A 20,906-nucleotide genomic window follows, 5' to 3' on the forward strand; every position below is an offset into this window, starting at 1 on the left:
CCTCCGATCGTCAGAAGGAGAACGGGATGTAGCAGGCGGCAGCCAGCACCACCGCACCCCACCCCAGCAGCGCCGGCTTGCGGTACCACGCCTCGTCGCCCGGCGCGGCCGGCTCGGCCGTGCCGGGGGACCGGGTGCCGTAGACCAGGCCCTGGAGTTCCTCCGTCGGCTTGGGCGCGGTGAAGAGGGAGACGGCCACCATCACGACCGCGCCCGCCACGAAGCCCGCGATCGCGGAGACGAAGTTGGCGCCCTGGTCGGAGGGGATGGAGATGACGTCCTGCTTGTAGAAGACGAAGTAGTTGATCATCGCCGCCGTCGTGCCGGCCAGCAGACCCCAGAAGCCCGACTTCATCGACGCCCGCTTCCAGAACATGCCGACGATGAAGACCACGAACATCGGGACGTTGAAGAAGGAGAAGAGGGTCTGGAGGTAGCTCATGATGTTGGAGAAGGACGAGGCCAGGAACGCCGTCCCGATGGACGCCAGCACGCCGATCGCCGTGATCAGGCGGCCGAAGCGGACGTAGTAGGCGTCCTCGCGGTCCGTCACCACGTACTTCGCCCAGATGTCCGTGGTGAACACCGTGTTGAAGGACGACACGTTCGCCGCCATGCCCGCCATGAACGCCGCCAGCAGGCCCGTCACCGCGATGCCCAGGACGCCGTTCGGCAGGAGCTGTTCCATCAGGTACGGGATGGCGTCGTTGTACTGGAGGTCGGAGCCGGAGGTGCCGATCTTCGGGACCAGGACCGCCGCCGCCAGGCCGGGGATCATCACCAGGAACACGATGAAGATCTTCGGGAAGGCCGCGATCAGCGGGGTGCGCTGGGCCGCCGAGAGGTTCTTCGCGGAGAGGGCCCGCTGGACCTCCGCGAAGTTCGTCGTCCAGTAGCCGAAGGAGAGCACGAAGCCGAGGCCCAGTACGATCGTCAGCCAGTTCGCGCCCAGCGGGTTCGCCTCACCGATGCCCGTCCCGCCCCATGCCGTGACGAAGTCGTCGCCGTGGGTCTTGGTCAGGGAGTCCGTCAGGCCGTCCCAGCCGCCCACCTTCTTCAGCGCCAGCACGGTGATCGGGATCAGCGCGGCCAGGATCACGAAGAACTGCAGGACCTCGTTGTAGATCGCCGACGACAGGCCGCCGAGGGTGATGTAGGCGAGGACGAAGAAGCCCGCCACGACGATGGCCACCCACTGCGGCCAGCCCAGCAGGGCCTCGACCACGATCGCCAGGGCGTACAGGTTCACGCCGGCGATCAGGATCGCGGCGAAGGCGAACAGGACCGAACTGAGCAGGTGCGCCCCCTTGTCGAAGCGCAGGAGCAGGAACTCGGGGACCGAGCGGACCTTGCTGCCGTAGTAGAAGGGCATCATCACCAGGCCCAGGAAGACCATGGCCGGGATGGCGCCGATCCAGTACCAGTGCACGGTGTAGGCACCGTACTGCGCGCTGTTGGCGGCCATGCCGAGGATCTCGGTGGCGGCCAGGTTGGCGGAGATGAAGGCGAGGCCGGTGACCCAGGCGGGCAGGGAGCGGCCCGAGAGGAAGAAGTCGAGGCTGGTCTTCACCGAGCGGCGGGCGGCGAACCCGATGCCCAGCACGACGACGAAGTAGATGCCGAGGATCAGGTAGTCGAGCCAGTTCGTGGGGAGCCGTAGCTCGGCGGCGAGGTAGGTGGGGGATTCTGTGGGGGTTTGCATATGTACTCGCTTCGTTGTGCGAACCGATACAGAGCGGAACCTACGCCTCCTGTGTTCAGTAATTGAACACGTATGGTGATGCTCTTTGTTTGATTGTGATGTTGACGCTGGTGGTGAGTTGTGTTTCGATGTGTTTAGTTCTGTTGAGTGGTTGAGTGGCCCTAATAGGGAGTCCGGCGTGAAGAAGACCTCGACCCAGCTGGCCGACGGTCGTGAGCTCATCTACTACGACCTGCGCGACGACACCGTGCGGGACGCGGTCGACCGCCGTCCCCTGGACCGCACCGTCACGACGTCCGAGGTCCGTCACGACGTGCTGCTCGGCGACGCGGTCGCCATCGCCTCGCACCGGCAGGGGCGGACGTATCACCCCCCGGCCGACGAGTGCCCGCTGTGCCCCTCGGAGGGCGACCGGCTGAGCGAGATCCCGGACTCCTCGTACGACGTCGTCGTGTTCGAGAACCGATTCCCCTCGCTCGCCGGCGACTCCGGGCGCTGCGAGGTCGTCTGCTTCACCTCCGACCACAACGCGTCCTTCGCCGACCTGACCGAGGAGCAGGCGCGCCTGGTGCTCGGCGCGTGGACGGACCGGACCTCGGAACTGTCATCGCTGCCCTCCGTGGAGCAGGTGTTCTGCTTCGAGAACCGCGGCGCCGAGATCGGTGTCACCCTCGGCCATCCGCACGGGCAGATCTACGCCTACCCCTTCACCACCCCGCGCACCGCCCTGATGCTGCGCTCCCTCGCCGCCCACAAGGACGCCACCGGCGGGGAGAACCTCTTCGACGCCATCCTGGAGCGTGAACTCGCCGACGAGCGGGTCGTCCTGGAGAGTGAACACTGGGTGGCCTTCGTGCCGTACGCCGCGCACTGGCCGTACGAGGTCCACCTGTACCCGAAGCGCCGGGTGCCGGATCTGCTCGCCCTGGACGAGGAGGCGCGCACAGAGTTCCCCAAGGTGTATCTGGAACTCTTGAGGCGCTTCGACCGGATCTTCGATGGGCCGGGTGGAGGGAAGGAAGGCGAGGGCGAGCCTCCGACGCCGTACATCGCCGCCTGGCACCAGGCGCCGTTCGGTCAGCTGGAGGACTTCGAGGGCGTCGTGCGGGACGATTTCGCGCTTCACCTTGAGCTTTTCACCATTCGCCGCACTTCCGGCAAGCTGAAGTTCCTCGCGGGTTCCGAGTCCGGCATGAACGTGTTCATCAACGACATCCGGCCGGAGGCCGCGGCCGAGCGACTGCGAGAGGTAGCGAGTTCATGAGTGGGAAGTACCTGGTCACCGGTGGCGCCGGCTATGTGGGCAGCGTGGTCGCCCAGCATCTGCTGGAGGCGGGTGACGAGGTCGTCGTCCTCGACAACCTCTCGACCGGCTTCCGCGAGGGTGTGCCGGCCGGGGCGTCCTTCGTCGAGGGCGACATCCGCGACGCCGCCAAGTGGCTGGACTCCTCCTTCGACGCGGTGCTGCACTTCGCGGCGTTCTCGCAGGTCGGCGAGTCGGTGGTGAAGCCGGAGAAGTACTGGGACAACAACGTCGGCGGCACCATGGCCCTCCTCGGCGCCATGCGCGAGGCGGGCGTGCGCAAGCTCGTCTTCTCCTCCACGGCCGCCACCTACGGCGAGCCGAGCCAGGTACCGATCGTCGAGTCGGCGCCCACCCAGCCGACCAACCCGTACGGCGCCTCCAAGCTCGCCGTCGACCACATGATCACCGGGGAGGCGGCGGCCCACGGCCTGGGCGCGGTCAGCCTGCGCTACTTCAACGTCGCCGGCGCCTACGGCGACTGCGGCGAGCGCCACGACCCCGAGTCGCACCTCATCCCGCTCGTCCTCCAGGTCGCCCAGGGCAGGCGCGACGCGATCTCCGTCTTCGGCGACGACTACCCGACGCCGGACGGCACCTGCGTGCGCGACTACATCCACGTCGCCGACCTGGCCGAGGCCCACCTGCTGGCGGTCGAGGCCGCCCAGCCGGGCGAGCACCTCATCTGCAACCTCGGCAACGGCAACGGCTTCTCCGTCCGCGAGGTCATCGAGACCGTCCGCCAGGTGACCGGGCACCCGATCCCCGAGGTCGTGGCCCCGCGCCGCGGCGGCGACCCGGCCGTTCTGGTCGCCTCCGCCGACACCGCCCGCGAGCGGCTCGGCTGGAACCCGTCCCGCGCGGACCTCGCGGGGATCGTCGCGGACGCGTGGGAGTTCGCGCAGCGGCGCGCAGGTTAAGTTCTACGGCCGGTACACACGGCCGTAAGCACTACGGCCGATGCGGTCGGCCGTAAGTTCCACGGCTGTTCGGCCGGTCAACTCACCGGCCGCTTCGGCCGGTTCAGCAGGGAAGGTCAGGGTCAGGGGATGAGCGTCGAGACGGCAGCCGCGGTCGCCGAGCGGTTCAAGGAGCTGTACGGGGCCGAGCCGGAAGGGGTGTGGGCCGCGCCGGGCCGGGTCAATCTGATCGGCGAGCACACCGACTACAACGACGGCTTCGTCATGCCGTTCGCGCTCCCGCACACCGCGGTCGCGGCCGTCTCCCGGCGCGAGGACGGCGTCCTGCGCCTGCACTCGGCGGACGTCGAGGGCGACGTCGTGGAACTGCGCGTCGACGACCTGGTGCCCGAGTCGGACCGGAACTGGACGGCGTACCCGTCCGGCGTGGTCTGGGCGCTGCGCGAGGCCGGCCACGCCGTGACCGGCGCCGACATCCACCTGTCCTCGACGGTCCCGGCGGGCGCGGGCCTGTCGTCGTCGGCGGCACTGGAGGTCGTGGTCGCGCTCGCGCTCAACGACCTCTACGACCTGGGCCAGAAGGGCTGGCAGCTGGCCCGCCTGTGCCAGCGCGCGGAGAACGTCTACGTCGGTGCCCCGGTCGGGATCATGGACCAGACGGCGTCCGCGTGCTGCGAGACGGGCCACGCCCTGTTCCTCGACACCCGTGACCTTTCCCAGAAGCAGATCCCCTTCGACCTGGCCGCCGAGGGCATGCGCCTGCTGGTCGTCGACACCCAGGTCAAGCACTCCCACAGCGAGGGCGAGTACGGCAAGCGGCGCGCGGGCTGCGAGAAGGGCGCGGCGCTGCTGGGCGTGGACGCCCTCCGGGACATCGCCTACGACGACCTGGACGCGGCGCTCGCGCGGCTCGGCGACGACGAGGAGGTGCGCCGCCTGGTGCGCCATGTCGTCACCGAGGACCAGCGCGTCGAGCGGGTCGTCTCCCTGCTGGAGTCCGGCGAGACGCGGGCGATCGGCCCGGTCCTGAGCGAGGGCCACGCCTCCCTGCGGGACGACTTCCAGGTCTCCTGCCCCGAGCTGGACCTGGTCGTCGAGGCGGCGAACGCGGCCGGCGCGCTGGGCGCCCGTATGACCGGCGGCGGCTTCGGCGGCTCCGCGATCGTGCTGGCGGAGGCGGCCGACGTCGAGACCATCACCAAGGCGGTCGAAGAGGCCTTCGCCTCGGCCGGGTTCACGGCACCGCGGGTGTTCGAGGCGGTGCCGGCCGCGGGGGCGCGGCGGGTGCGCTGACCTCACGGGTCCCAAGGGTCCCAAGGGTTACGGGGCTGAGGGCGGCGGTGCCTTCGGCCCCGTAATCGTTCCTACAAATAGCCCCACGCCCGGCACATCGGCCGCAGCACATCGTCGATCTCGTCCTCCGTCGGCGCGGGACGGTCCGGCTGCACCCGCCCCGACCGGATCTTGTCGTTCCAGTCACCGAAGCCGCCGCCCAGCACGGCGCCCTCCAGACTGCTGCCGTAGTCGAGCATGCCGGGCTCGTACTCCAGCTCCAGGAACGCGCAGATGTCGCGGAGTCGGGCGGCGGGGTCGGCGGTGAGCTCCTCGTAGCGCAGGATGTGCCCGCCGAGCTCGGCGTACGCGTCCTCCATGGCCTCCATGTACTGGAGCACCCGCGCGGCCGCCCTCCTCACGGGTGCGGTCGGGGACCGCCTCGTGCCACGACCGTGCCACCGCGGCCGGATGCCGGCGCAGGTACAGGAACCGGGCGTCGGGCCAGGTCTCGGCGATGCGCCGCCAGGCGAAGGCGTTGCCCGGGGTCTTCTCCACGATGAACGACTTGCCCGACTTCATCAGTTCCCGGTGCAGCGTGCGGTCCCAGAGCAGTCCTTCGAGCTCCTCGTACCCGAGCCCGAGCGCCCGCGGGGACTTCTCGGTGGGGCTGTGGGACTTGAAGTACACCTCCAGGCCGGTCAGATGCAGCTCGTGCGAGGCGTGCAGCCGGGAGTGCGCGCCCAGCATCATGCGCAGCAGCGTCGACCCGGACCGCACCGACGTCAGGATGAACACCGGCCGCTCAAGCAGCCGGTCGACGGCCGGATCCACCGGCCCCCGCACGGCCCCGGCCCCGCCCCCGGTGGCCGGCCGCTCCGGACGCGGACCGCGCGGCCCGGGTACGGCGTTGAGGTTGCCCGGCGGCGGGGGCGGAGCCGGTACTCGGCGTACCTGGTATCCGGTCGTCGCGCCGATCTTCGAGTTCAGCTTCCGCAGCATGCTCATGGCGCGGAGGGTAGGGGGTGTGCCTGAGAGGCGGCTGAGCCTCAGCCTCCCGGACGCCGCCGCGGCTCACCCCAGCCGCTTGGTGAGCGTGTACTCCGTGATCCCCGGCGGATAGTCCGGGATCACGCACACCACGTCGTACCCCTGCTTCCGGTAGAACTCCGGCGCCTGGAAGTCCCACGTCTCCACGCGTACGGCGGTGCAGCGCCGTTCGGCGCGGGCCATGCGCTCCGCGCGTGCGAGCAGATGCGAACCGAGCCCCGTCCCGCGGTGGCGTTCGTCGACCCAGAGGTACGTGACATGGAGCCAGGTGGTCCAGGTGTGGCCGACCAGCCCGCCGGCCAGGGCGCCATGGTCGTCCAACGCCCAGACATGGAGCGGAAGTTCGCGTTCACCAGGGGTTCCGCGCAGGGCGCGCAGGATCGGGGAGAGCGCGGTGTTGGTCTCCCGCAGCCGCCGGCGGAGCAGATGCTGCCGTGATTTGTCGACTTCTGTCTCCAGACGAAACATGCGGCTCACCATAAACGCGCCGGACTACCAGTTCTGCAAATTGCCTTCCGCTCCTGCCCCCCGCCCGTACTCTGATGAACGGCACCGGTGGGGGCCGGTGCTGATCAGGGGGCGAGACAAGTCGGGTTCGACGCCCGAAGCGGGGGGTAGCAGTTTCTGCACGGCGGCGGCCGTGCGGCCCATCATGCTTCGGGCGTCGTACCCGCGACTGTGTTCGTCTCCCGGTGTCGTCCTCATGACGATGGGGTATCCCCTGCTCTTCGAGAGCTTGGGGGAGGGGGTTTCGTGGTTCGCATCAGAGTGCTGGTCGTCGACGACCACCGCATCTTCGCCGAGTCGCTCGCCGCCGCCCTGGCCGCCGAGCCCGACGTCGACGTCTCCGCCGCCGGCAGCGGCCCGGCCGCGCTGCGCAGCCTGGAGCGCGCGGCCGCCGAGGGGCGCCGGTTCGATGTCCTGCTCGTCGACGCCGACCTGGGTGGCAACGTGGCGGGGATACGGCCCGCCGTGCCCGTCCAGGAAGTGGGCGAGGACGGGCTCGTCGACGGCATCTCGCTCGTCGCCGGTGTCCGCACCGCCCAGCCGGCCGTACGGATCGTCGTCCTCGCCGAGAAGGACGATCCGCGCCGGGCCGCGCTCGCCCTGCAGGCCGGGGCCTCCGGGTGGGTGGCCAAGGACTGCTCGCTGTCCCGGCTGCTCACCGTCATCCGCGGCGTCCTGCGCGACGAGACCCATCTGCCGCCCGCCCTGCTCACGGGCGTACTGCGGGAGCTGACGGCCGCGCGCAAGCACCGCACCGAGAGCGAACGGCTGGTGGAGTCCCTCACCCCGCGCGAGCGGGAGGTGTTGCGGTGCATGGTGGCGGGACTGGGGCGCAAGGCCGTCGCCGAGCGCCTGTATCTCTCCCCGCACACCGTCCGCACCCATATGCAGAACGTCCTCGGCAAGCTGGGCGTCCACTCCACCCTCGCCGCGGTGGCGCTCGCGCGCAGGGCGGGGGTGGGGCCGGTCGACCTGTCCGGGGATGTGGTCGAACGGGGTGGTCAGCTGGCGTAGGGGCCGGCCCCTTGAGCTAGCCGGGGATGTTGTCGAACGGGGCGGTCAACTGCCGTAGCAGACCGGCCAGTTCACCCCGCTGGGCGCGCGACAGCTCCGCGAGGATCGCGCGCTCCTGGTCCAGCAGGCCGGCGAGGGCCTGGTCGGCGCGGTCGCGGCCCTCGTCCGTGAGGCGGACGAGCACGCCGCGCCGGTCACTGGGGTCGGGGAGGCGCTCCACCAGGCCCTTCTTGGCCAGGCGGTCGATACGGTTCGTCATCGTGCCCGAGGTGACCAGGGTCTGGGTCAGCAGCTGCCCCGGGGAGAGCTGGTACGGCGTCCCCGCGCGCCTGAGCGCGGTCAGTACGTCGAACTCCCAGGGCTCCAGGCTGTGCTCGGAGAAGGCCAGCCGCCGTGCGCGGTCCAGATGCCGGGCCAGTCTGCTCACCCGGCTGAGCACCTCGAGCGGTTCCACGTCGAGGTCCGGGCGCTCCCGGCGCCACGCTGCGACCAGCCGATCGACCTCGTCCTCCATGGAGATCAGTGTAGTGGTTGTGTCGACGTGAAGTCTCTTGACGTCAAGATACTTGCGGGGGCAGGCTGGAGAGCGACAGACAGGAGGCCCGCCCATGTCCGCTGCCGCCGCCCCCACCTGGGACCCCGCCCAGTACCTGCGCCACGCCGGCCACCGCGCCCGCCCCTTCACCGACCTCCTCACCCGCGTCCCCGACCTCCCCGGCGAGCGGCCCCGCATCGCCGACCTCGGCTGCGGCCCCGGCAACGTCACCGCCCTGCTCGCGCGACGCTGGCCCACGGCCCGGATCACCGGCTACGACAACTCCGCCGAGATGCTCGACAAGGCCCACGTCGAGCACGAAGGGCCGACCCCGGGCGGCGGCCGCCTCGACTTCGCCCACGCCGACGTACGCACGTGGACGCCCGGGGAGCCGTACGACTTGATCATCAGCAATGCCACGTTGCAGTGGGTGCCCGGGCACGTGGAGCGGTTCGCGGACTGGGTGCGGGGCCTTCGGCCCGGCGGCACCTTCGCCTTCCAGGTCCCCGGCAACTTCGACGCCCCCAGCCACCGCCTGATGCGCGACCTCGCCCGCCGCCACGGCCTCACCGACACCCTGCGCCACGAGGACGCCGTGCTCACCCCGCCGGCCTACCTGGAGCACCTGACCGACCTGGACTGCACGGCGGACGTCTGGGAGACGACGTACGTCCATCTCCTGACCGGTGAGGATCCGGTGCTGGACTGGGTGAAGGGAACGGGACTGCGGCCCATCCTGACGGCCCTCGCCGACGCCCCCGACCAGCGCGAAGCCTTCCTGCACGACTACCGGGCGGCCCTGCGGGACGCATATCCGGCCGGCGCCCACGGCACCCCCTTCCCGTTCCGCCGCATCTTCGCCGTGGCCCGCAAGGAGGCGTGATGATCACCGCCGTCGGCCAGGTCCAGGTCGCTGTTTGAGCACCACGGCGGAGGGTCACCCGCTGAGTGGACCACGACGTCAAGCCTTGCGAGGAGTGAGGGACGTGGCGAAGGAAGAGAAGGTCAGGGGCAAGAAGGAACAGCTCAAGGGCAAGGCCAAGGAAACGATGGGCCGCACGGTCGGCAACGAGGAACTGACCGCCGAAGGAAAGACCGAGAAGAGGAAGGGCAACGCCCGCCAGACGAAGGAGAAGGGCAAGGACACCTTCAAGGGCTGACTCAAGGGCTAGCTCTTGCGGTGCCCTATCAGCCGCGGCTTCGGCTCCAGGCCGTCCAGCCCGTGCCAGGCCAGGTTCACCAGATGGGCCGCCACCTCCGCCTTCTTCGGACGGCGGACGTCCAGCCACCACTGGCCGGTCAGCGCGACCATCCCGACCAGAGCCTGCGCGTACAGCGGGGCGAGCTTGGGGTCGAAGCCGCGGCTCTTGAACTCGCGGCCCAGGATGTCCTCCACCTGGGTGGCGATGTCCGAGATGAGAGACGCGAAGGAACCCGTCGACTGGGGGATGGGCGAGTCACGGACCAGGATGCGGAAGCCGTCCGTGTACTCCTCGATGTAGTCCAGGAGCGCGAAGGCGGCCTGCTCGCACAGCTCCCGGGGGTGACCGGCCGTGAGCGAGCTGGTCACCATGTCCAGCAGGCGCCGCATCTCCCGGTCCACCACGACCGCGTACAGCCCCTCCTTGCCGCCGAAGTGCTCGTACACCACCGGCTTGGACACCCCGGCCTTCGCCGCGATCTCCTCCACCGACGTGCCCTCGAAGCCCTTCGCGGCGAACAGGGTGCGACCGATCTCCAGCAGCTGCTGGCGGCGCTCCGCCCCGGTCATCCGGGTACGGCGCGTCCGCCGCTGCTTGTCGTTGCCAGAGGTACTGCTGGAGTCGGTCGCCACGGCGTCAATCATGCCGCCTTCGCGGGTTCCTTCCCGCGCCGGGAGCCGCCTTCCTCGGTGTTCCGGCGCGAATCGATACGCGAGCGTGACGGCCAGCGCACGTCGTAGGCCCAGCCGAGCATCTCGAACCAGCGGATGATCCGCGCCGAGGAGTCGATCTGGCCGCGCATCACACCGTGCCGCGCGGAGGTCGGGTCGGCGTGGTGCAGGTTGTGCCAGGACTCGCCGCACGACAGGACCGCCAGCCACCACACGTTGCCCGAGCGGTCACGCGACTTGAACGGGCGCTTGCCCACCGCGTGGCAGATCGAGTTGATCGACCAGGTGACGTGGTGCAGCAGGGCCACCCGGACCAGCGAGCCCCAGAAGAAGCCCGTGAACGCGCCCCACCAGGACATCGTCACCAGACCGCCGATCAGGGCGGGCAGAGCCAGCGACAGGATCGTCCAGGAGATGAAGTGACGGGAGATCCCGCGGATCGCCCTGTCCTTGATCAGATCCGGCGCGTACTTGTCCTGCGGCGTCCGCTCTTCGTCGAACATCCAGCCGATGTGCGCCCACCACAGGCCCTTCATCAGCGCCGGGACCGTCTCCCCGTAACGCCACGGGGAGTGCGGGTCACCCTCCGCGTCGGAGTACTTGTGGTGCTTGCGGTGGTCGGCGACCCAGCGGACCAGGGGACCCTCCACCGCCATCGAGCCGGCGATGGCGAGCACGATGCGCAGGGGACGCTTCGCCTTGAAGGAACCGTGGGTGAAGTAGCGGTGGTAGCCGATCGTGACGCCGTGGCAGGCGAAGAAGTAGAAGAAGACCAGCAGACCGAGGTCGAGCCAGCTCACTCCCCAGCCCCAGGCCAGCGGCACGGCAGCGGCGAGCGCCAGGAACGGGACGACGATGAAGAGGAGGAGCGCGATCTGCTCGAGCGACCCTTTCTTCTCGCCGCCCAGCGTCGCTGAGGAAGTCGTGGTGTCGTCGTTCGCCTGCGGGGCGTCTTCGATCACATCGGAGCTCGTGGTCATGGGCGTCCCCTGTGGGGTTTCGAGGGTTGAGACAGGTGCCGGGGTTCTCGGGAACTGTTCCCAGGTTCCGTTAAAACGGTTCCTACGCTTCCGTAACCTACGGCGTCGTAAGTATGGCAGTGCGGCGCCCGGCGGCAAGAGCCCGAGAGACTGCGCGTCCGCATGGACACCTATCCTTGGAGTCGGTCGGACAGCGCGGTCCGCTCTGATTTCTTTCCCGGATGCCAGGAGCCGTATGCGGCCCCCGCCGCGCGGCCCCCGGCCCCGGGTTCCCTCCCGGACGAGCTTCAACACTGCAAGGAGCCGCACCTGTGAGCAGTGCCGACGACCAGACTGTGTCCCAGGCGACCACCAGCACCGAGCTGCGAGCCGACATCCGCCGACTGGGTGACCTGCTCGGCGAGACCCTCGTCCGCCAGGAGGGTCCCGAGCTGCTGGAACTCGTCGAGAAGGTCCGCCGCCTCACCCGCGAGGACGGCGAGGCCGCAGCCGAGCTGCTGCGAGGCACGGAGCTGGACACCGCGGCCAAGCTGGTCCGCGCCTTCTCCACCTACTTCCACCTGGCCAACGTCACCGAGCAGGTCCACCGAGGCCGCGAGCTGCGCGCCCGGCGCGCCGCCGAGGGCGGCCTCCTCGCCCGTACGGCCGACCGCCTCAAGGACGCCGACGCCGAACACCTGCGCCAGACGATCAAGCACCTCAACGTCCGCCCCGTCTTCACGGCGCACCCCACCGAGGCCGCCCGCCGCTCCGTCCTCAACAAGCTCCGGCGCATCGCCGCGCTCCTGGAGACCCCGGTCCACGACGGAGACCGACGCCGGCACGACACCCGACTGGCCGAGAACATCGACCTCGTATGGCAGACGGACGAGCTCCGCGTCGTACGCCCCGAGCCCGCCGACGAAGCCCGCAACGCCATCTACTACCTCGACGAACTGCACGCCGGCGCCGTCGGCGACGTCCTGGAGGACCTGACGGCGGAACTGGAGCGCGTCGGCCACAAGCTCCCCGACGACACCCGCCCCCTCACCTTCGGCACCTGGATCGGCGGCGACCGCGACGGCAACCCCAACGTCACCCCCCAGGTCACCTGGGACGTCCTCATCCTCCAGCACGAACACGGCATCAACGACGCCCTGGAGATGATCGACGAGCTGCGCGGCTTCCTGTCGAACTCCATCCGCTACACCGGCGCCACCGAGGAACTCCTGGAGTCCCTCCAGGCCGACCTCGAAGCCCTCCCCGAGATCAGCCCCCGCTACAAGCGCCTCAACGCCGAGGAGCCCTACCGGCTCAAGGCCACCTGCATCCGGCAGAAGCTGGAGAACACCAAGACGCGCCTGGCCAGGAATATCCCCCACGAGCCCGGCCGCGACTACCTCGGCACCAGCGAGCTCCTGCACGACCTCAAGCTGATCCAGACGTCCCTGCGCGCACACCGGGGCGGCCTGTTCGCCGACGGCCGCATGGACCGCACCATCCGCACCCTGTCCGCGTTCGGCCTCCAGCTCGCCACCATGGACGTCCGCGAACACGCAGACGCCCACCACCACGCCCTCGGCCAGCTCTTCGACCGCCTCGGCGAGGAATCCTGGCGCTACGCCGACATGCCCCGCGACTACCGCTCCAAGCTCCTCGCCAAGGAACTCCGCTCGCGCCGCCCCCTCGCGCCCACCCCGGCGCCCGTCGACGCGGCCGGCGAGAAGACCCTCGGCGTCTTCCAGACCGTCAAGCGGGCCCTCGCCGTCTTCGGACCCGAGGTCATCGAGTCGTACATCATCTCCATGTGCCAGGGCGCCGACGACGTCTTCGCCGCCGCCGTCCTCGCCCGCGAGGCCGGCCTCATCGACCTGCACGCCGGCTGGGCCAAGATCGGCATCGTCCCGCTCCTGGAGACCACCGACGAGCTCAAGGCCGCCGACACCATCCTGGAGGACATGCTCTCCGACCCGTCGTACCGCAGGCTCGTGGCCCTGCGCGGCGACGTCCAGGAGGTCATGCTCGGCTACAGCGACTCCTCCAAGTTCGGTGGCATCACCACCAGCCAGTGGGAGATCCACCGCGCCCAGCGCCGGCTGCGCGACGTCGCCCACCGCTACGGCGTCCGCCTGCGCCTCTTCCACGGCCGCGGCGGCACCGTCGGCCGCGGCGGCGGCCCCTCCCACGACGCGATCCTCGCCCAGCCCTGGGGCACCCTCGAAGGCGAGATCAAGGTCACCGAGCAGGGCGAGGTCATCTCCGACAAGTACCTCGTGCCGTCGCTGGCCCGCGAGAACCTCGAGCTGACCGTCGCGGCCACCCTCCAGGCCTCCGCCCTGCACACCGCGCCCCGCCAGTCCGGCGAGGCGCTCGCCCGCTGGGACGCGGCCATGGACGTGGTGTCCGACGCCGCGCACACCGCGTACCGCAAGCTGGTCGAGGACCCCGACCTGCCGTCGTACTTCCTCGCGTCGACGCCGGTGGACCAGCTCGCCGACCTGCACCTCGGCTCCCGGCCCTCCCGCCGCCCCGGCTCGGGCGTCTCCCTCGACGGCTTGCGGGCCATCCCGTGGGTGTTCGGCTGGACCCAGTCCCGCCAGATCGTCCCCGGCTGGTACGGCGTCGGCTCCGGCCTCAAGGCACTGCGCGAAGCCGGCCTCGACACCGTGCTCGACGAGATGCACGAACAGTGGCACTTCTTCCGCAACTTCATCTCCAACGTCGAGATGACCCTCGCCAAGACCGACCTGCGGATCGCCGCCCACTACGTCGACACCCTCGTCCCCGACGACCTCAAGCACGTCTTCGACACCATCCGCGCCGAACACGAACTCACCGTCTCCGAGGTCCTGAAGATCACCGGCGAGCAGGAACTCCTCGACGCCACACCGGTCCTCAAGCAGACCTTCTCCATCCGCGACGCCTACCTGGACCCCATCTCCTACCTCCAGGTCACCCTCCTCAAGCGCCAGCGCGACGCCGCGGCCGCGGGCGCCGAACCCGACCCGCTGCTCGCCCGGGCCCTGCTCCTCACCGTCAACGGCGTGGCGGCCGGCCTGCGCAACACCGGCTGACCGCCCCGCACATGACGGTGCCCCCGTGCTCGTACGAGCACGGGGGCACCGTTCGTTTCACCACCCCGGCGATCAGGCCTTACGACGCCGGAACACCAGGTACCCGCCCGCGCCCAGCAGCGCCGCCGCGGCAGCCGACAGCAGACCCACCGGAGCACCGTTACCGGTCTCCGCGAGGTCACCCTCGGCGCCGCCCTGCGGCGACGGGGACGACGACGCGGCACCCTCGGCGGACGTGGACGGGCTCGCGCTCGGCTCGTTGGTCGGGTCGGCCGGCGACGCGGAGGCCGACGGCGCGGACGCCGACGGAGTGGCGGAGGTGCCGCCACCCTCCTCCTCGTCCTCGCAGTCCGTCCAGAACACCTTGTGCTTGGCCGAGCCGTTCTCGCCCTCGAAGTTCCAGAACAGCTTGTAGTGCCCGTCGGCCAGCGTCATGTCCTCCGTACGGCCATGACCCTCGCCGTCCAGGGTGATCGCACCGGACTTCACCGTCTCGCCCTTGACGTCGGCGGTCGGCGCCCACGCCTCGATGTGCCAGTCGACCTTCTGGACGCTGTCGAAACCGAACGCGTCCAGGTAGAACTCGCACACGTGCGGCTCGTTCTTACGCAGCTCCTCGCCGGTGGAGGCGTCATGGATCTTGACGGTGCCGTTGTCACCGGGAGCGGTGGCGTGGGCGGCGGCCGGTGCGGAGAAAACAGCGGCCGCGGCGACGGCGCACAGGGCGCCGACGCGGGAGAGGGTTCGCATGAGGCAGTAGTCCATCTTCGTGAAAGGAACGGGAAGATGTGGAGGGGGCGGCTCAGCATCCAGCCCGGACTGACTCCAAGTCAATCACGAACAGACAACACTCAGATCCTCCACAGATATGGAGAACGGCTCAGACCTCAGACCGTCACGAACGCCGCCGTCAGCAACGCGATCCCCGACCCCGCCATCACCCACGCCACCCGCGTCCGACGCAACCCACCTGCGACGACGACCGACGCCAACAACAGCGCACCACCCAGCGGAACCCAGGCGTAGAGAACACCCGCGGGCCCCGACCGAACGACGTCCTCACTCCCCGGCTTCACCACAACGGTGTACGTCTGCCCCTCGCGCACCGCCACGTTCTTCTCGATGACGACCGACCTACGCGGCTGCGACCCCGACGAGATCGGCGTGTACGGCCCCCTGCATGTGTGGGCACCACACCGCGTCACCTCGATCGTGCCGCTCTCCCGACCCTTCGTGAGCATCACATGGTGCGCCGTGCCCCACGACGCCCACACACCCGCGATCAGAATCAGCGCCGCGACCGTACCCATCGCCGCGAAACGCCCGAACCGCAGCACGGCCACAGCGCCCTGACTGGAAACAACGGCAGAAGGCATGGCCGCGATCCTTGGCCATGCCCCTACGCCCGGTCAAACCCGGCCCGTTGGAGTGGGCGGACAAGTCACGAGTTGTACGTGCTTTGCGCCCGCTCCAACCCCTCGATGACCAGACACTCCACCGCATCCGCCGCCCGGTCCACGAAGTAGTCCAGCTCCTTGCGCTCCGCCGACCCGAAATCCCTCAACACGAAGTCCGCCACCGGCATACGACCCGGAGGCCGCCCGATCCCGAACCGCACCCGGTGATAGTCCGAACCCATCACCTTCGTCATCGACTTCAGCCCGTTGTGCCCGTTGTCCCCGCCACCCAGCTTCAACCGCAACGTGCCGTAGTCGATGTCCAACTCGTCATGAACAGCGACGATATTGCCCACCGGCACCTTGTAGAAATCCCGCAGCGCGTTGAGCGGACCACCGGAGAGATTCATGTACGACATCGGCTTCACCAGAATCACCCGCCGGTTCAACGGCCCCGGCGGCCCGATCCGCCCCTCCACGACCTGCGCCTTACCGGCCCGCTTGAACTTCCCCCCGATCCGCCCGGCCAGCAGATCCGCCACCATGAACCCGACGTTGTGCCGGTTCATCGCGTAATCGGGTCCCGGATTACCGAGGCCGGCGATCAGCCAAGGGGCGCTCGGGTCGCTCGTCACGTCCATCTCTCCTTGCTGTGCTTTCCCGGGGCTGCGACATCAGCGGCTGCCGCCGCGGGCCCCCGGACCCCCAGCAGAAAATGCCGGTCCGCCGGGATGACCGGCGAACATTGCCAGGCAAGCCTGAGTTATATGCGCCAGCCGCTGCCCCCATCGGGAACAGCGGCTGACAAACCGATGACAGAGCCGAGGATCACGCCTCTGCCAGAGCCGAAGATCAGGCCTCGGCGACTTCCTCGCCCCCGGCGGCCTCGCCCTCCGCGGCCTCCTCGGCCTGCGCGGCCAGGACCTGCAGGACCACCGTGTCACCCTCGACGGCCAGCTTCGTGCCCTTCGGCAGGGGGATGTCCTTGGCGAGGACGGAGTCGCCGGCCGTCAGACCCTCGATGGAGACGGTGACCGACTCGGGGATGTGCGTGGCCTCGGCCTCGACCGGAAGCGCGTTCAGGACGTGCTCCAGCAGATTGCCACCCGGAGCCAGCTCACCCTCGGTGTGGACGTAGATCTCGACGTTGACCTGCTCGCCGCGCTTGACCAGCTGCAGGTCGACGTGCTCCAGGTGGCCCTTGATCGGGTCACGCTGCACGGACTTCGGGATCGCCAGCTCGTTGGTCTTGCCGTCGATGTCCAGGGCGATCAGGACGTTCGACGTACGCAGCGCGAGCAGCAGCTCGTGGCCCGGGAGGGTCAGGTGGATCGGGTCGGAACCGCGACCGTACAGAACACCGGGAACCTTGCTGTCACGACGGATACGACGGGCGGCACCCTTACCGAACTCGGTACGGGTCTCGGCGGAGATCTTGACCTCGGACATGATCACTCCTCGTAGAAGCTGGAGACGGACGTGGTCACCCGGCCACGAACGGCCTGCTACGAAGAGCGCGTCGATAACGGATCGCCGTACGACTTCCGATGAAGCGGTACGGCCTCCCTCGCCGAGCAACTGAAACAGTCTACTCGGCAAAGGAGGCCGCAAAGAAATCGATCAAGCGAAAGGCGCCACGCCCTACTGCTCGTCGAACAGGCTCGTCACCGAACCGTCCTCGAACACCTCACGCACCGCACTCGCGATCGTCGGCGCGATCGACAGCACCGTCAGCTTGTCCAGATCCCGGCTCAGCTCACCCGGCGTCGGCAGCGTGTTCGTGAACACGAACTCACTCACCCGCGAGTTCTTCAACCGGTCCGCGGCAGGACCGGACAGCACACCGTGCGTGGCGGTCACGATGACATCCTCCGCACCGTGAGCGAACAGCGCGTCCGCGGCCGCACAGATCGTGCCACCCGTGTCGATCATGTCGTCCACCAGGACACACACCCGGCCCTTGACCTCACCCACGACCTCATGGACGGTCACCTGGTTCGCCACATCCTTGTCACGCCGCTTGTGCACGATGGCAAGGGGAGCACCCAGCCGGTCACACCAGCGGTCCGCCACCCGAACCCGCCCGGCATCCGGCGAGACGACCGTCAGCTTCTCCTTGTCGACCTTCGCACCCACATAGTCCGCGAGCAGCGGAAGAGCGAAGAGATGATCCACCGGACCGTCGAAGAAGCCCTGGATCTGATCCGTGTGCAGATCCACGGTCAGAAGGCGATCCGCACCCGCGGTCTTCATCAGATCCGCGATCAGACGCGCCGAAATCGGTTCACGCCCGCGGTGCTTCTTGTCCTGCCGCGCGTAACCGTAGAACGGCACGATCACCGTGATGGAGCGAGCCGACGCACGCTTCAGCGCGTCGATCATGATCAACTGCTCCATGATCCACTGATTGATCGGAGCCGTGTGGCTCTGGATCACAAAGCAGTCCGCACCACGCGCCGACTCCTGATAACGCACATAGATCTCACCGTTGGCGAAATCGAAGGCCTTCGTCGGGACAACCCCGACACCCAACTGCTGGGCGACCTCCTCGGCAAGCTCGGGGTGGGCGCGGCCGGAGAAGAACATCAACTTCTTCTCGCCGGTCGTCTTGATCCCGGTCACAGCTGTCTCCTCAGAGGTGTCTCAACAGGGTGTGCACTTATCACGGTACGCCGTGTTTGGCGCACCCGTTTCCGGTCAGCCCTCGCTCTCGACCTGCCGAGACGCCGCCTCAGCCGCCTTCGCGGCCGCACTACCCGGACGCTTACGAGCCACCCAGCCCTCGATATTCCGCTGCTGACCGCGTGCCACAGCCAGCGAACCGGGCGGCACATCCTTCGTGATCACAGAGCCCGCCGCGGTGTACGCGCCGTCCCCGATCGTGACAGGAGCCACAAACATGTTGTCCGAACCGGTACGACAGTGCGAGCCGACCGTCGTGTGGTGTTTGTCCTGTCCGTCATAGTTCACGAAGACGCTCGCGGCACCGATGTTGGAGTACTCACCGATCGTCGCGTCACCGACGTAGGAGAGATGCGGGATCTTGGTCCCCTCGCCGATCGAGGCGTTCTTCGTCTCCACGTACGTACCGATCTTGCCCTTCGCACCCAACCGCGTACCAGGGCGGAGGTAGGCGTACGGCCCCACGGACGCGCCCGGCCCGACGTGAGAGCTGTAGGCCACGGTGTTGTCGACGCGGGCACCGGCGTCGACACGCGTGTCCGTGAGCCGGCTGTTCGGCCCCACCTCCGCACCCTCACCGACGTGGGTGGAACCCTGCAGCTGGGTGCCCGGGTGCACGATGGCGTCCTGCTCGAAAGTGACGGTGACGTCGACCCAGGTGGTGGCGGGGTCGACCACGGTCACGCCGTCCAGCATGGCGCGGGTCAGCAGCCGGTCGTTCAGAATCCGACGGGCCTCGGCGAGCTGCACCCGGTTGTTGATCCCGGCGATCTCACGATGATCGGCGGCGACGGAGGCACCCACACGGTGACCGGCCTCGCGGAGAATCCCGAGGACGTCGGTGAGGTACTCCTCGCCCTGACTGTTGTCCGTACGCACCTTCCCGAGGGCGTCCGCGAGCAGCTGCCCGTCGAACGCGAACACACCCGAGTTGATCTCCCGGATCGCCCGCTGCGACTCGGTGGCGTCCTTGTGCTCGACGATCGCGGTCACGGCACCGGAGACACCGTCGCGCACGATCCGGCCGTAGCCGGTCGCGTCCGGGACCTCGGCCGTCAGCACGGTGACCGCGTTGCCGTCGGCGGAGTGGGTCGCGGCGAGGCGGGTCAGGGTCTCGCCGGTCAGGAGGGGAGTGTCCCCGCATACGACGACCACGGTCCCGTCGACGGTGCCGCCCAGCTCTTCGAGGGCCATCCGTACGGCATGCCCGGTGCCGTTCTGCTCCGCCTGCACGGCGGTGCGTACGCCGGGGTCGATCTCGCCGAGATGCGCGGTGACCTTCTCGCGTGCGTGCCCCACGACCACGACCAGGTTCTCGGGCCGCAACTCGCGTGCGGCGGCGAGCACATGACCCACGAGGCTGCGTCCGCAGAGCTCGTGCAGGACCTTCGGTGTGGCCGACTTCATACGGGTGCCCTCACCCGCTGCGAGAACGACGACGGCTGCCGGGCGAATGGCGCTCACGGGATGCCCTTCGGCTGTGGAGGGGGTGGGGTGACATCCGCAGGATACCGGGGGGTTTCGTGGGGGGCATGGGAGCGGGCCCTGACTTGGCTGTCAGGGCCCGAACCGAAGTGTTGTGCACTGGAGCTCCCCCGCAAGGATTCGAACCTTGACCTGCCAAGACCAAAACTTGGTGTGCTGCCGGGTTACACCACGGGGGACAGTGCCTCAGACCTTACCGGAGTCGCGCGGTGGCGCCAGCAGCAATCCCGTTCCACCAGCCCTCAATGCGGCAGTACAGCTCGGCGCCCTGCCGGACTCGGACGACGAGGCAGCCGTGGTAGCTGTCGCCGGTGTTCTTGCGAACGGTCTTGGGGTTGTGCTTCTTGAGCGTCGTCCGGTGCAGATCTGATGTCTTGATGCCGACGAGGGCAGCCCAGAACTGCTCGGCGCGAGCCACATCGGCAGTCTCGTGGATCATGACCCGAAACCCGAGGCGCTCGCGGCCCACGCCCAGCAGTTCGAGCCAGGCAAGAAAGACCTGGATCACTGCCGGGTCACTGTTGACGAAAGTGACCACTTCACGGCGCTGGTACGGCTTGCTCTTCTGGCCCTCGGCCCAGTAGAGCGCGACGCCGGCCATGAAGAGATCTCTGTCGGTGAGTTCGCCAACCTCCTGAGAGGCGCCCTCCTTGACCCGCTTGCGCTCCTCGTCCTGTGCAGTGCGCAGGCGGGCCAACCCTGCCTGCATGAGTTCCCGATGCTCCTCCGGTGTGTAGCGCGACGCAGGCTTCGGCAGATCCCGCACCCACAGCGATACCGAGCTCCTCGAGCAGCCCAGCTCCGCCTCGATCTGGTCGTACGTCCACCCCTGGAGCCGCAGCTCCCGTGCCTTCGCCTTCAGGTCGTCCTTCGCGTTCGGCCGCTTCGTCCACTCCGGCGGCGGTTCCCCTTTCACCAGCTGGTTGAGGATGTCGTTGTTGAAGATCTTCAGCTCGTCGCGGATCTGTCGAAGGCTGTAGCCCCGCCGCCGCAGCGCCACCGCCTGCTCCCGCAGCCCCTCGAAGTCGGCGTATTTGCCCTGTGGATGTGCCATAGGCATACCGTCCGGCCGGAATGATCCGTTCCGGAGTCGAACGGTGAGCGATTCAGCAGTTCGAGGGATATCGGGTGGT

20 protein-coding genes, 1 tRNA gene and 1 pseudogene are annotated in these 20,906 nt (G+C 68.7%); 7 read left to right on the forward strand and 15 right to left on the reverse strand.

The genetic code is table 11. The features are described 5' to 3' along the window. Positions 1–10: 10 nt before the first annotated feature. Positions 11–1,702, reverse strand: a complete 1,692-nt coding sequence (locus tag QQM39_RS26540; protein WP_302000057.1) for a sodium:solute symporter family protein — start codon at positions 1,700–1,702, stop codon at positions 11–13. 178 nt (positions 1,703–1,880) lie between these two features. On the opposite strand from QQM39_RS26540, the gene galT reads away from it, so the two are divergent. The 3 genes from galT (at position 1,881) to galK (ending at position 5,218) form a co-directional block, all read left to right on the forward strand. Further along, on the forward strand, positions 1,881–2,966 hold the full coding sequence (gene galT, locus QQM39_RS26545; RefSeq protein ID WP_302000058.1) for a galactose-1-phosphate uridylyltransferase: 1,086 nt from the start codon (positions 1,881–1,883) through the stop codon (positions 2,964–2,966). After that, positions 2,963–3,925, forward strand: a complete 963-nt coding sequence (gene galE, locus QQM39_RS26550) for a UDP-glucose 4-epimerase GalE (RefSeq protein WP_302000059.1) — start codon at positions 2,963–2,965, stop codon at positions 3,923–3,925. Before galT ends, galE begins: the two co-directional genes overlap by 4 nt. 129 nt (positions 3,926–4,054) lie before the next feature. After that, complete coding sequence (galK, locus tag QQM39_RS26555) at positions 4,055–5,218, forward strand: galactokinase (RefSeq protein WP_302000060.1); 1,164 nt, start codon at positions 4,055–4,057, stop codon at positions 5,216–5,218. A 71-nt stretch (positions 5,219–5,289) separates the two neighbouring features. Here galK and QQM39_RS26560 read toward each other — a convergent pair whose 3' ends face one another. The 3 genes and pseudogenes from QQM39_RS26560 to QQM39_RS26570 all read right to left on the reverse strand — a co-directional run bounded on the left by QQM39_RS26560 (position 5,290) and on the right by QQM39_RS26570 (position 6,727). Then, a complete protein-coding gene (locus tag QQM39_RS26560) occupies positions 5,290–5,598 on the reverse strand; it encodes a hypothetical protein (RefSeq protein WP_302003955.1) in 309 nt (102 codons plus the stop codon). A 109-nt stretch (positions 5,599–5,707) separates the two neighbouring features. Next, a pseudogene (locus QQM39_RS46285) lies at positions 5,708–6,205 on the reverse strand (sulfotransferase); the annotation flags it as partial. 66 nt (positions 6,206–6,271) lie between these two features. Further along, a complete protein-coding gene (locus QQM39_RS26570; RefSeq protein ID WP_302000061.1) occupies positions 6,272–6,727 on the reverse strand; it encodes an N-acetyltransferase in 456 nt (151 codons plus the stop codon). A 273-nt stretch (positions 6,728–7,000) separates the two neighbouring features. Between QQM39_RS26570 and QQM39_RS26575 the strand changes: the two genes are divergently transcribed. Beyond that, positions 7,001–7,768 (forward strand): response regulator transcription factor, encoded by a 768-nt coding sequence (locus tag QQM39_RS26575; protein WP_302000062.1) that lies wholly within the window; start codon positions 7,001–7,003, stop codon positions 7,766–7,768. A gap of 16 nt (positions 7,769–7,784) precedes the next feature. Here QQM39_RS26575 and tamR read toward each other — a convergent pair whose 3' ends face one another. Beyond that, the gene (gene tamR, locus QQM39_RS26580) at positions 7,785–8,282 is read right to left on the reverse strand and encodes a MarR family transcriptional regulator TamR (RefSeq protein ID WP_059196100.1); all 498 of its coding nucleotides are present in this window, start codon (positions 8,280–8,282) and stop codon (positions 7,785–7,787) included. A 94-nt stretch (positions 8,283–8,376) separates the two neighbouring features. Here tamR and QQM39_RS26585 point away from each other — a divergent pair, with 94 nt between their 5' ends. Together QQM39_RS26585 and QQM39_RS26590 are read left to right on the forward strand one after the other, a co-directional pair. Further along, positions 8,377–9,186: a trans-aconitate 2-methyltransferase gene (locus QQM39_RS26585; RefSeq protein WP_302000063.1), complete on the forward strand. Its 810-nt coding sequence runs from the start codon at positions 8,377–8,379 to the stop codon at positions 9,184–9,186. A 103-nt stretch (positions 9,187–9,289) separates the two neighbouring features. After that, positions 9,290–9,463 (forward strand): CsbD family protein, encoded by a 174-nt coding sequence (locus tag QQM39_RS26590; protein ID WP_302000064.1) that lies wholly within the window; start codon positions 9,290–9,292, stop codon positions 9,461–9,463. Positions 9,464–9,471: 8 nt separating this feature from the next. Here the strand turns inward: QQM39_RS26590 and QQM39_RS26595 are convergent, their stop codons facing one another. Both QQM39_RS26595 and QQM39_RS26600 read right to left on the reverse strand, forming a co-directional pair. Then, positions 9,472–10,149: a TetR/AcrR family transcriptional regulator gene (locus QQM39_RS26595; RefSeq protein WP_302000065.1), complete on the reverse strand. Its 678-nt coding sequence runs from the start codon at positions 10,147–10,149 to the stop codon at positions 9,472–9,474. Beyond that, a complete protein-coding gene (locus QQM39_RS26600; RefSeq protein ID WP_302000066.1) occupies positions 10,146–11,156 on the reverse strand; it encodes a fatty acid desaturase in 1,011 nt (336 codons plus the stop codon). The genes QQM39_RS26595 and QQM39_RS26600 overlap by 4 nt, the downstream gene beginning before the upstream one ends. Before the next feature lie 311 nt (positions 11,157–11,467). Between QQM39_RS26600 and ppc the strand changes: the two genes are divergently transcribed. Beyond that, positions 11,468–14,209, forward strand: coding sequence for a phosphoenolpyruvate carboxylase (ppc, locus tag QQM39_RS26605; protein ID WP_302000067.1), 2,742 nt, complete (start codon positions 11,468–11,470; stop codon positions 14,207–14,209). Between the two features lie 72 nt (positions 14,210–14,281). Here the strand turns inward: ppc and QQM39_RS26610 are convergent, their stop codons facing one another. The 8 genes from QQM39_RS26610 to QQM39_RS26645 all read right to left on the reverse strand — a co-directional run bounded on the left by QQM39_RS26610 (position 14,282) and on the right by QQM39_RS26645 (position 20,827). Next, the gene (locus QQM39_RS26610; protein ID WP_302000068.1) at positions 14,282–14,959 is read right to left on the reverse strand and encodes an LPXTG cell wall anchor domain-containing protein; all 678 of its coding nucleotides are present in this window, start codon (positions 14,957–14,959) and stop codon (positions 14,282–14,284) included. A 137-nt stretch (positions 14,960–15,096) separates the two neighbouring features. Next, positions 15,097–15,585, reverse strand: coding sequence for a hypothetical protein (locus QQM39_RS26615; RefSeq protein WP_302000069.1), 489 nt, complete (start codon positions 15,583–15,585; stop codon positions 15,097–15,099). A 65-nt stretch (positions 15,586–15,650) separates the two neighbouring features. Next, positions 15,651–16,247, reverse strand: a complete 597-nt coding sequence (pth, locus tag QQM39_RS26620) for an aminoacyl-tRNA hydrolase (RefSeq protein WP_302000070.1) — start codon at positions 16,245–16,247, stop codon at positions 15,651–15,653. 211 nt (positions 16,248–16,458) lie between these two features. Further along, the gene (locus tag QQM39_RS26625; protein ID WP_302000071.1) at positions 16,459–17,055 is read right to left on the reverse strand and encodes a 50S ribosomal protein L25/general stress protein Ctc; all 597 of its coding nucleotides are present in this window, start codon (positions 17,053–17,055) and stop codon (positions 16,459–16,461) included. A gap of 192 nt (positions 17,056–17,247) precedes the next feature. Next, positions 17,248–18,228 (reverse strand): ribose-phosphate diphosphokinase, encoded by a 981-nt coding sequence (locus QQM39_RS26630; protein WP_128431423.1) that lies wholly within the window; start codon positions 18,226–18,228, stop codon positions 17,248–17,250. Between the two features lie 75 nt (positions 18,229–18,303). Beyond that, on the reverse strand, positions 18,304–19,752 hold the full coding sequence (gene glmU / locus QQM39_RS26635; protein ID WP_302000072.1) for a bifunctional UDP-N-acetylglucosamine diphosphorylase/glucosamine-1-phosphate N-acetyltransferase GlmU: 1,449 nt from the start codon (positions 19,750–19,752) through the stop codon (positions 18,304–18,306). Positions 19,753–19,878: 126 nt separating this feature from the next. Beyond that, a tRNA-Gln gene (locus QQM39_RS26640) sits at positions 19,879–19,952 on the reverse strand. A 14-nt stretch (positions 19,953–19,966) separates the two neighbouring features. Continuing rightward, positions 19,967–20,827 carry a hypothetical protein gene (locus QQM39_RS26645; protein WP_302000073.1) on the reverse strand — a complete coding sequence of 287 codons (861 nt, stop codon included), beginning with the start codon at positions 20,825–20,827 and terminating at the stop codon, positions 19,967–19,969. Positions 20,828–20,906: the final 79 nt, after the last annotated feature.

This window comes from Streptomyces sp. DT2A-34 (genome assembly GCF_030499515.1).
GTDB lineage: Bacteria > Actinomycetota > Actinomycetes > Streptomycetales > Streptomycetaceae > Streptomyces.

What these genes read in the sequence shown, in the direction of transcription:
- QQM39_RS26625 (WP_302000071.1), bottom strand. Translation starts at nt 17,055, where the DNA reads ATGTCCGAGGTCAAGATCTCCGCCGAGACCCGTACCGAGTTCGGTAAG.
- galK (WP_302000060.1), top strand. Translation starts at nt 4,055, where the DNA reads ATGAGCGTCGAGACGGCAGCCGCGGTCGCCGAGCGGTTCAAGGAGCTG.
- QQM39_RS26600 (WP_302000066.1), bottom strand. Translation starts at nt 11,156, where the DNA reads ATGACCACGAGCTCCGATGTGATCGAAGACGCCCCGCAGGCGAACGAC.
- QQM39_RS26615 (WP_302000069.1), bottom strand. Translation starts at nt 15,585, where the DNA reads ATGCCTTCTGCCGTTGTTTCCAGTCAGGGCGCTGTGGCCGTGCTGCGG.
- QQM39_RS26570 (WP_302000061.1), bottom strand. Translation starts at nt 6,727, where the DNA reads ATGGTGAGCCGCATGTTTCGTCTGGAGACAGAAGTCGACAAATCACGG.
- galE (WP_302000059.1), top strand. Translation starts at nt 2,963, where the DNA reads ATGAGTGGGAAGTACCTGGTCACCGGTGGCGCCGGCTATGTGGGCAGC.
- QQM39_RS26645 (WP_302000073.1), bottom strand. Translation starts at nt 20,827, where the DNA reads ATGGCACATCCACAGGGCAAATACGCCGACTTCGAGGGGCTGCGGGAG.
- QQM39_RS26595 (WP_302000065.1), bottom strand. Translation starts at nt 10,149, where the DNA reads ATGATTGACGCCGTGGCGACCGACTCCAGCAGTACCTCTGGCAACGAC.
- tamR (WP_059196100.1), bottom strand. Translation starts at nt 8,282, where the DNA reads ATGGAGGACGAGGTCGATCGGCTGGTCGCAGCGTGGCGCCGGGAGCGC.
- QQM39_RS26540 (WP_302000057.1), bottom strand. Translation starts at nt 1,702, where the DNA reads ATGCAAACCCCCACAGAATCCCCCACCTACCTCGCCGCCGAGCTACGG.
- QQM39_RS26610 (WP_302000068.1), bottom strand. Translation starts at nt 14,959, where the DNA reads ATGCGAACCCTCTCCCGCGTCGGCGCCCTGTGCGCCGTCGCCGCGGCC.
- pth (WP_302000070.1), bottom strand. Translation starts at nt 16,247, where the DNA reads ATGGACGTGACGAGCGACCCGAGCGCCCCTTGGCTGATCGCCGGCCTC.
- QQM39_RS26585 (WP_302000063.1), top strand. Translation starts at nt 8,377, where the DNA reads ATGTCCGCTGCCGCCGCCCCCACCTGGGACCCCGCCCAGTACCTGCGC.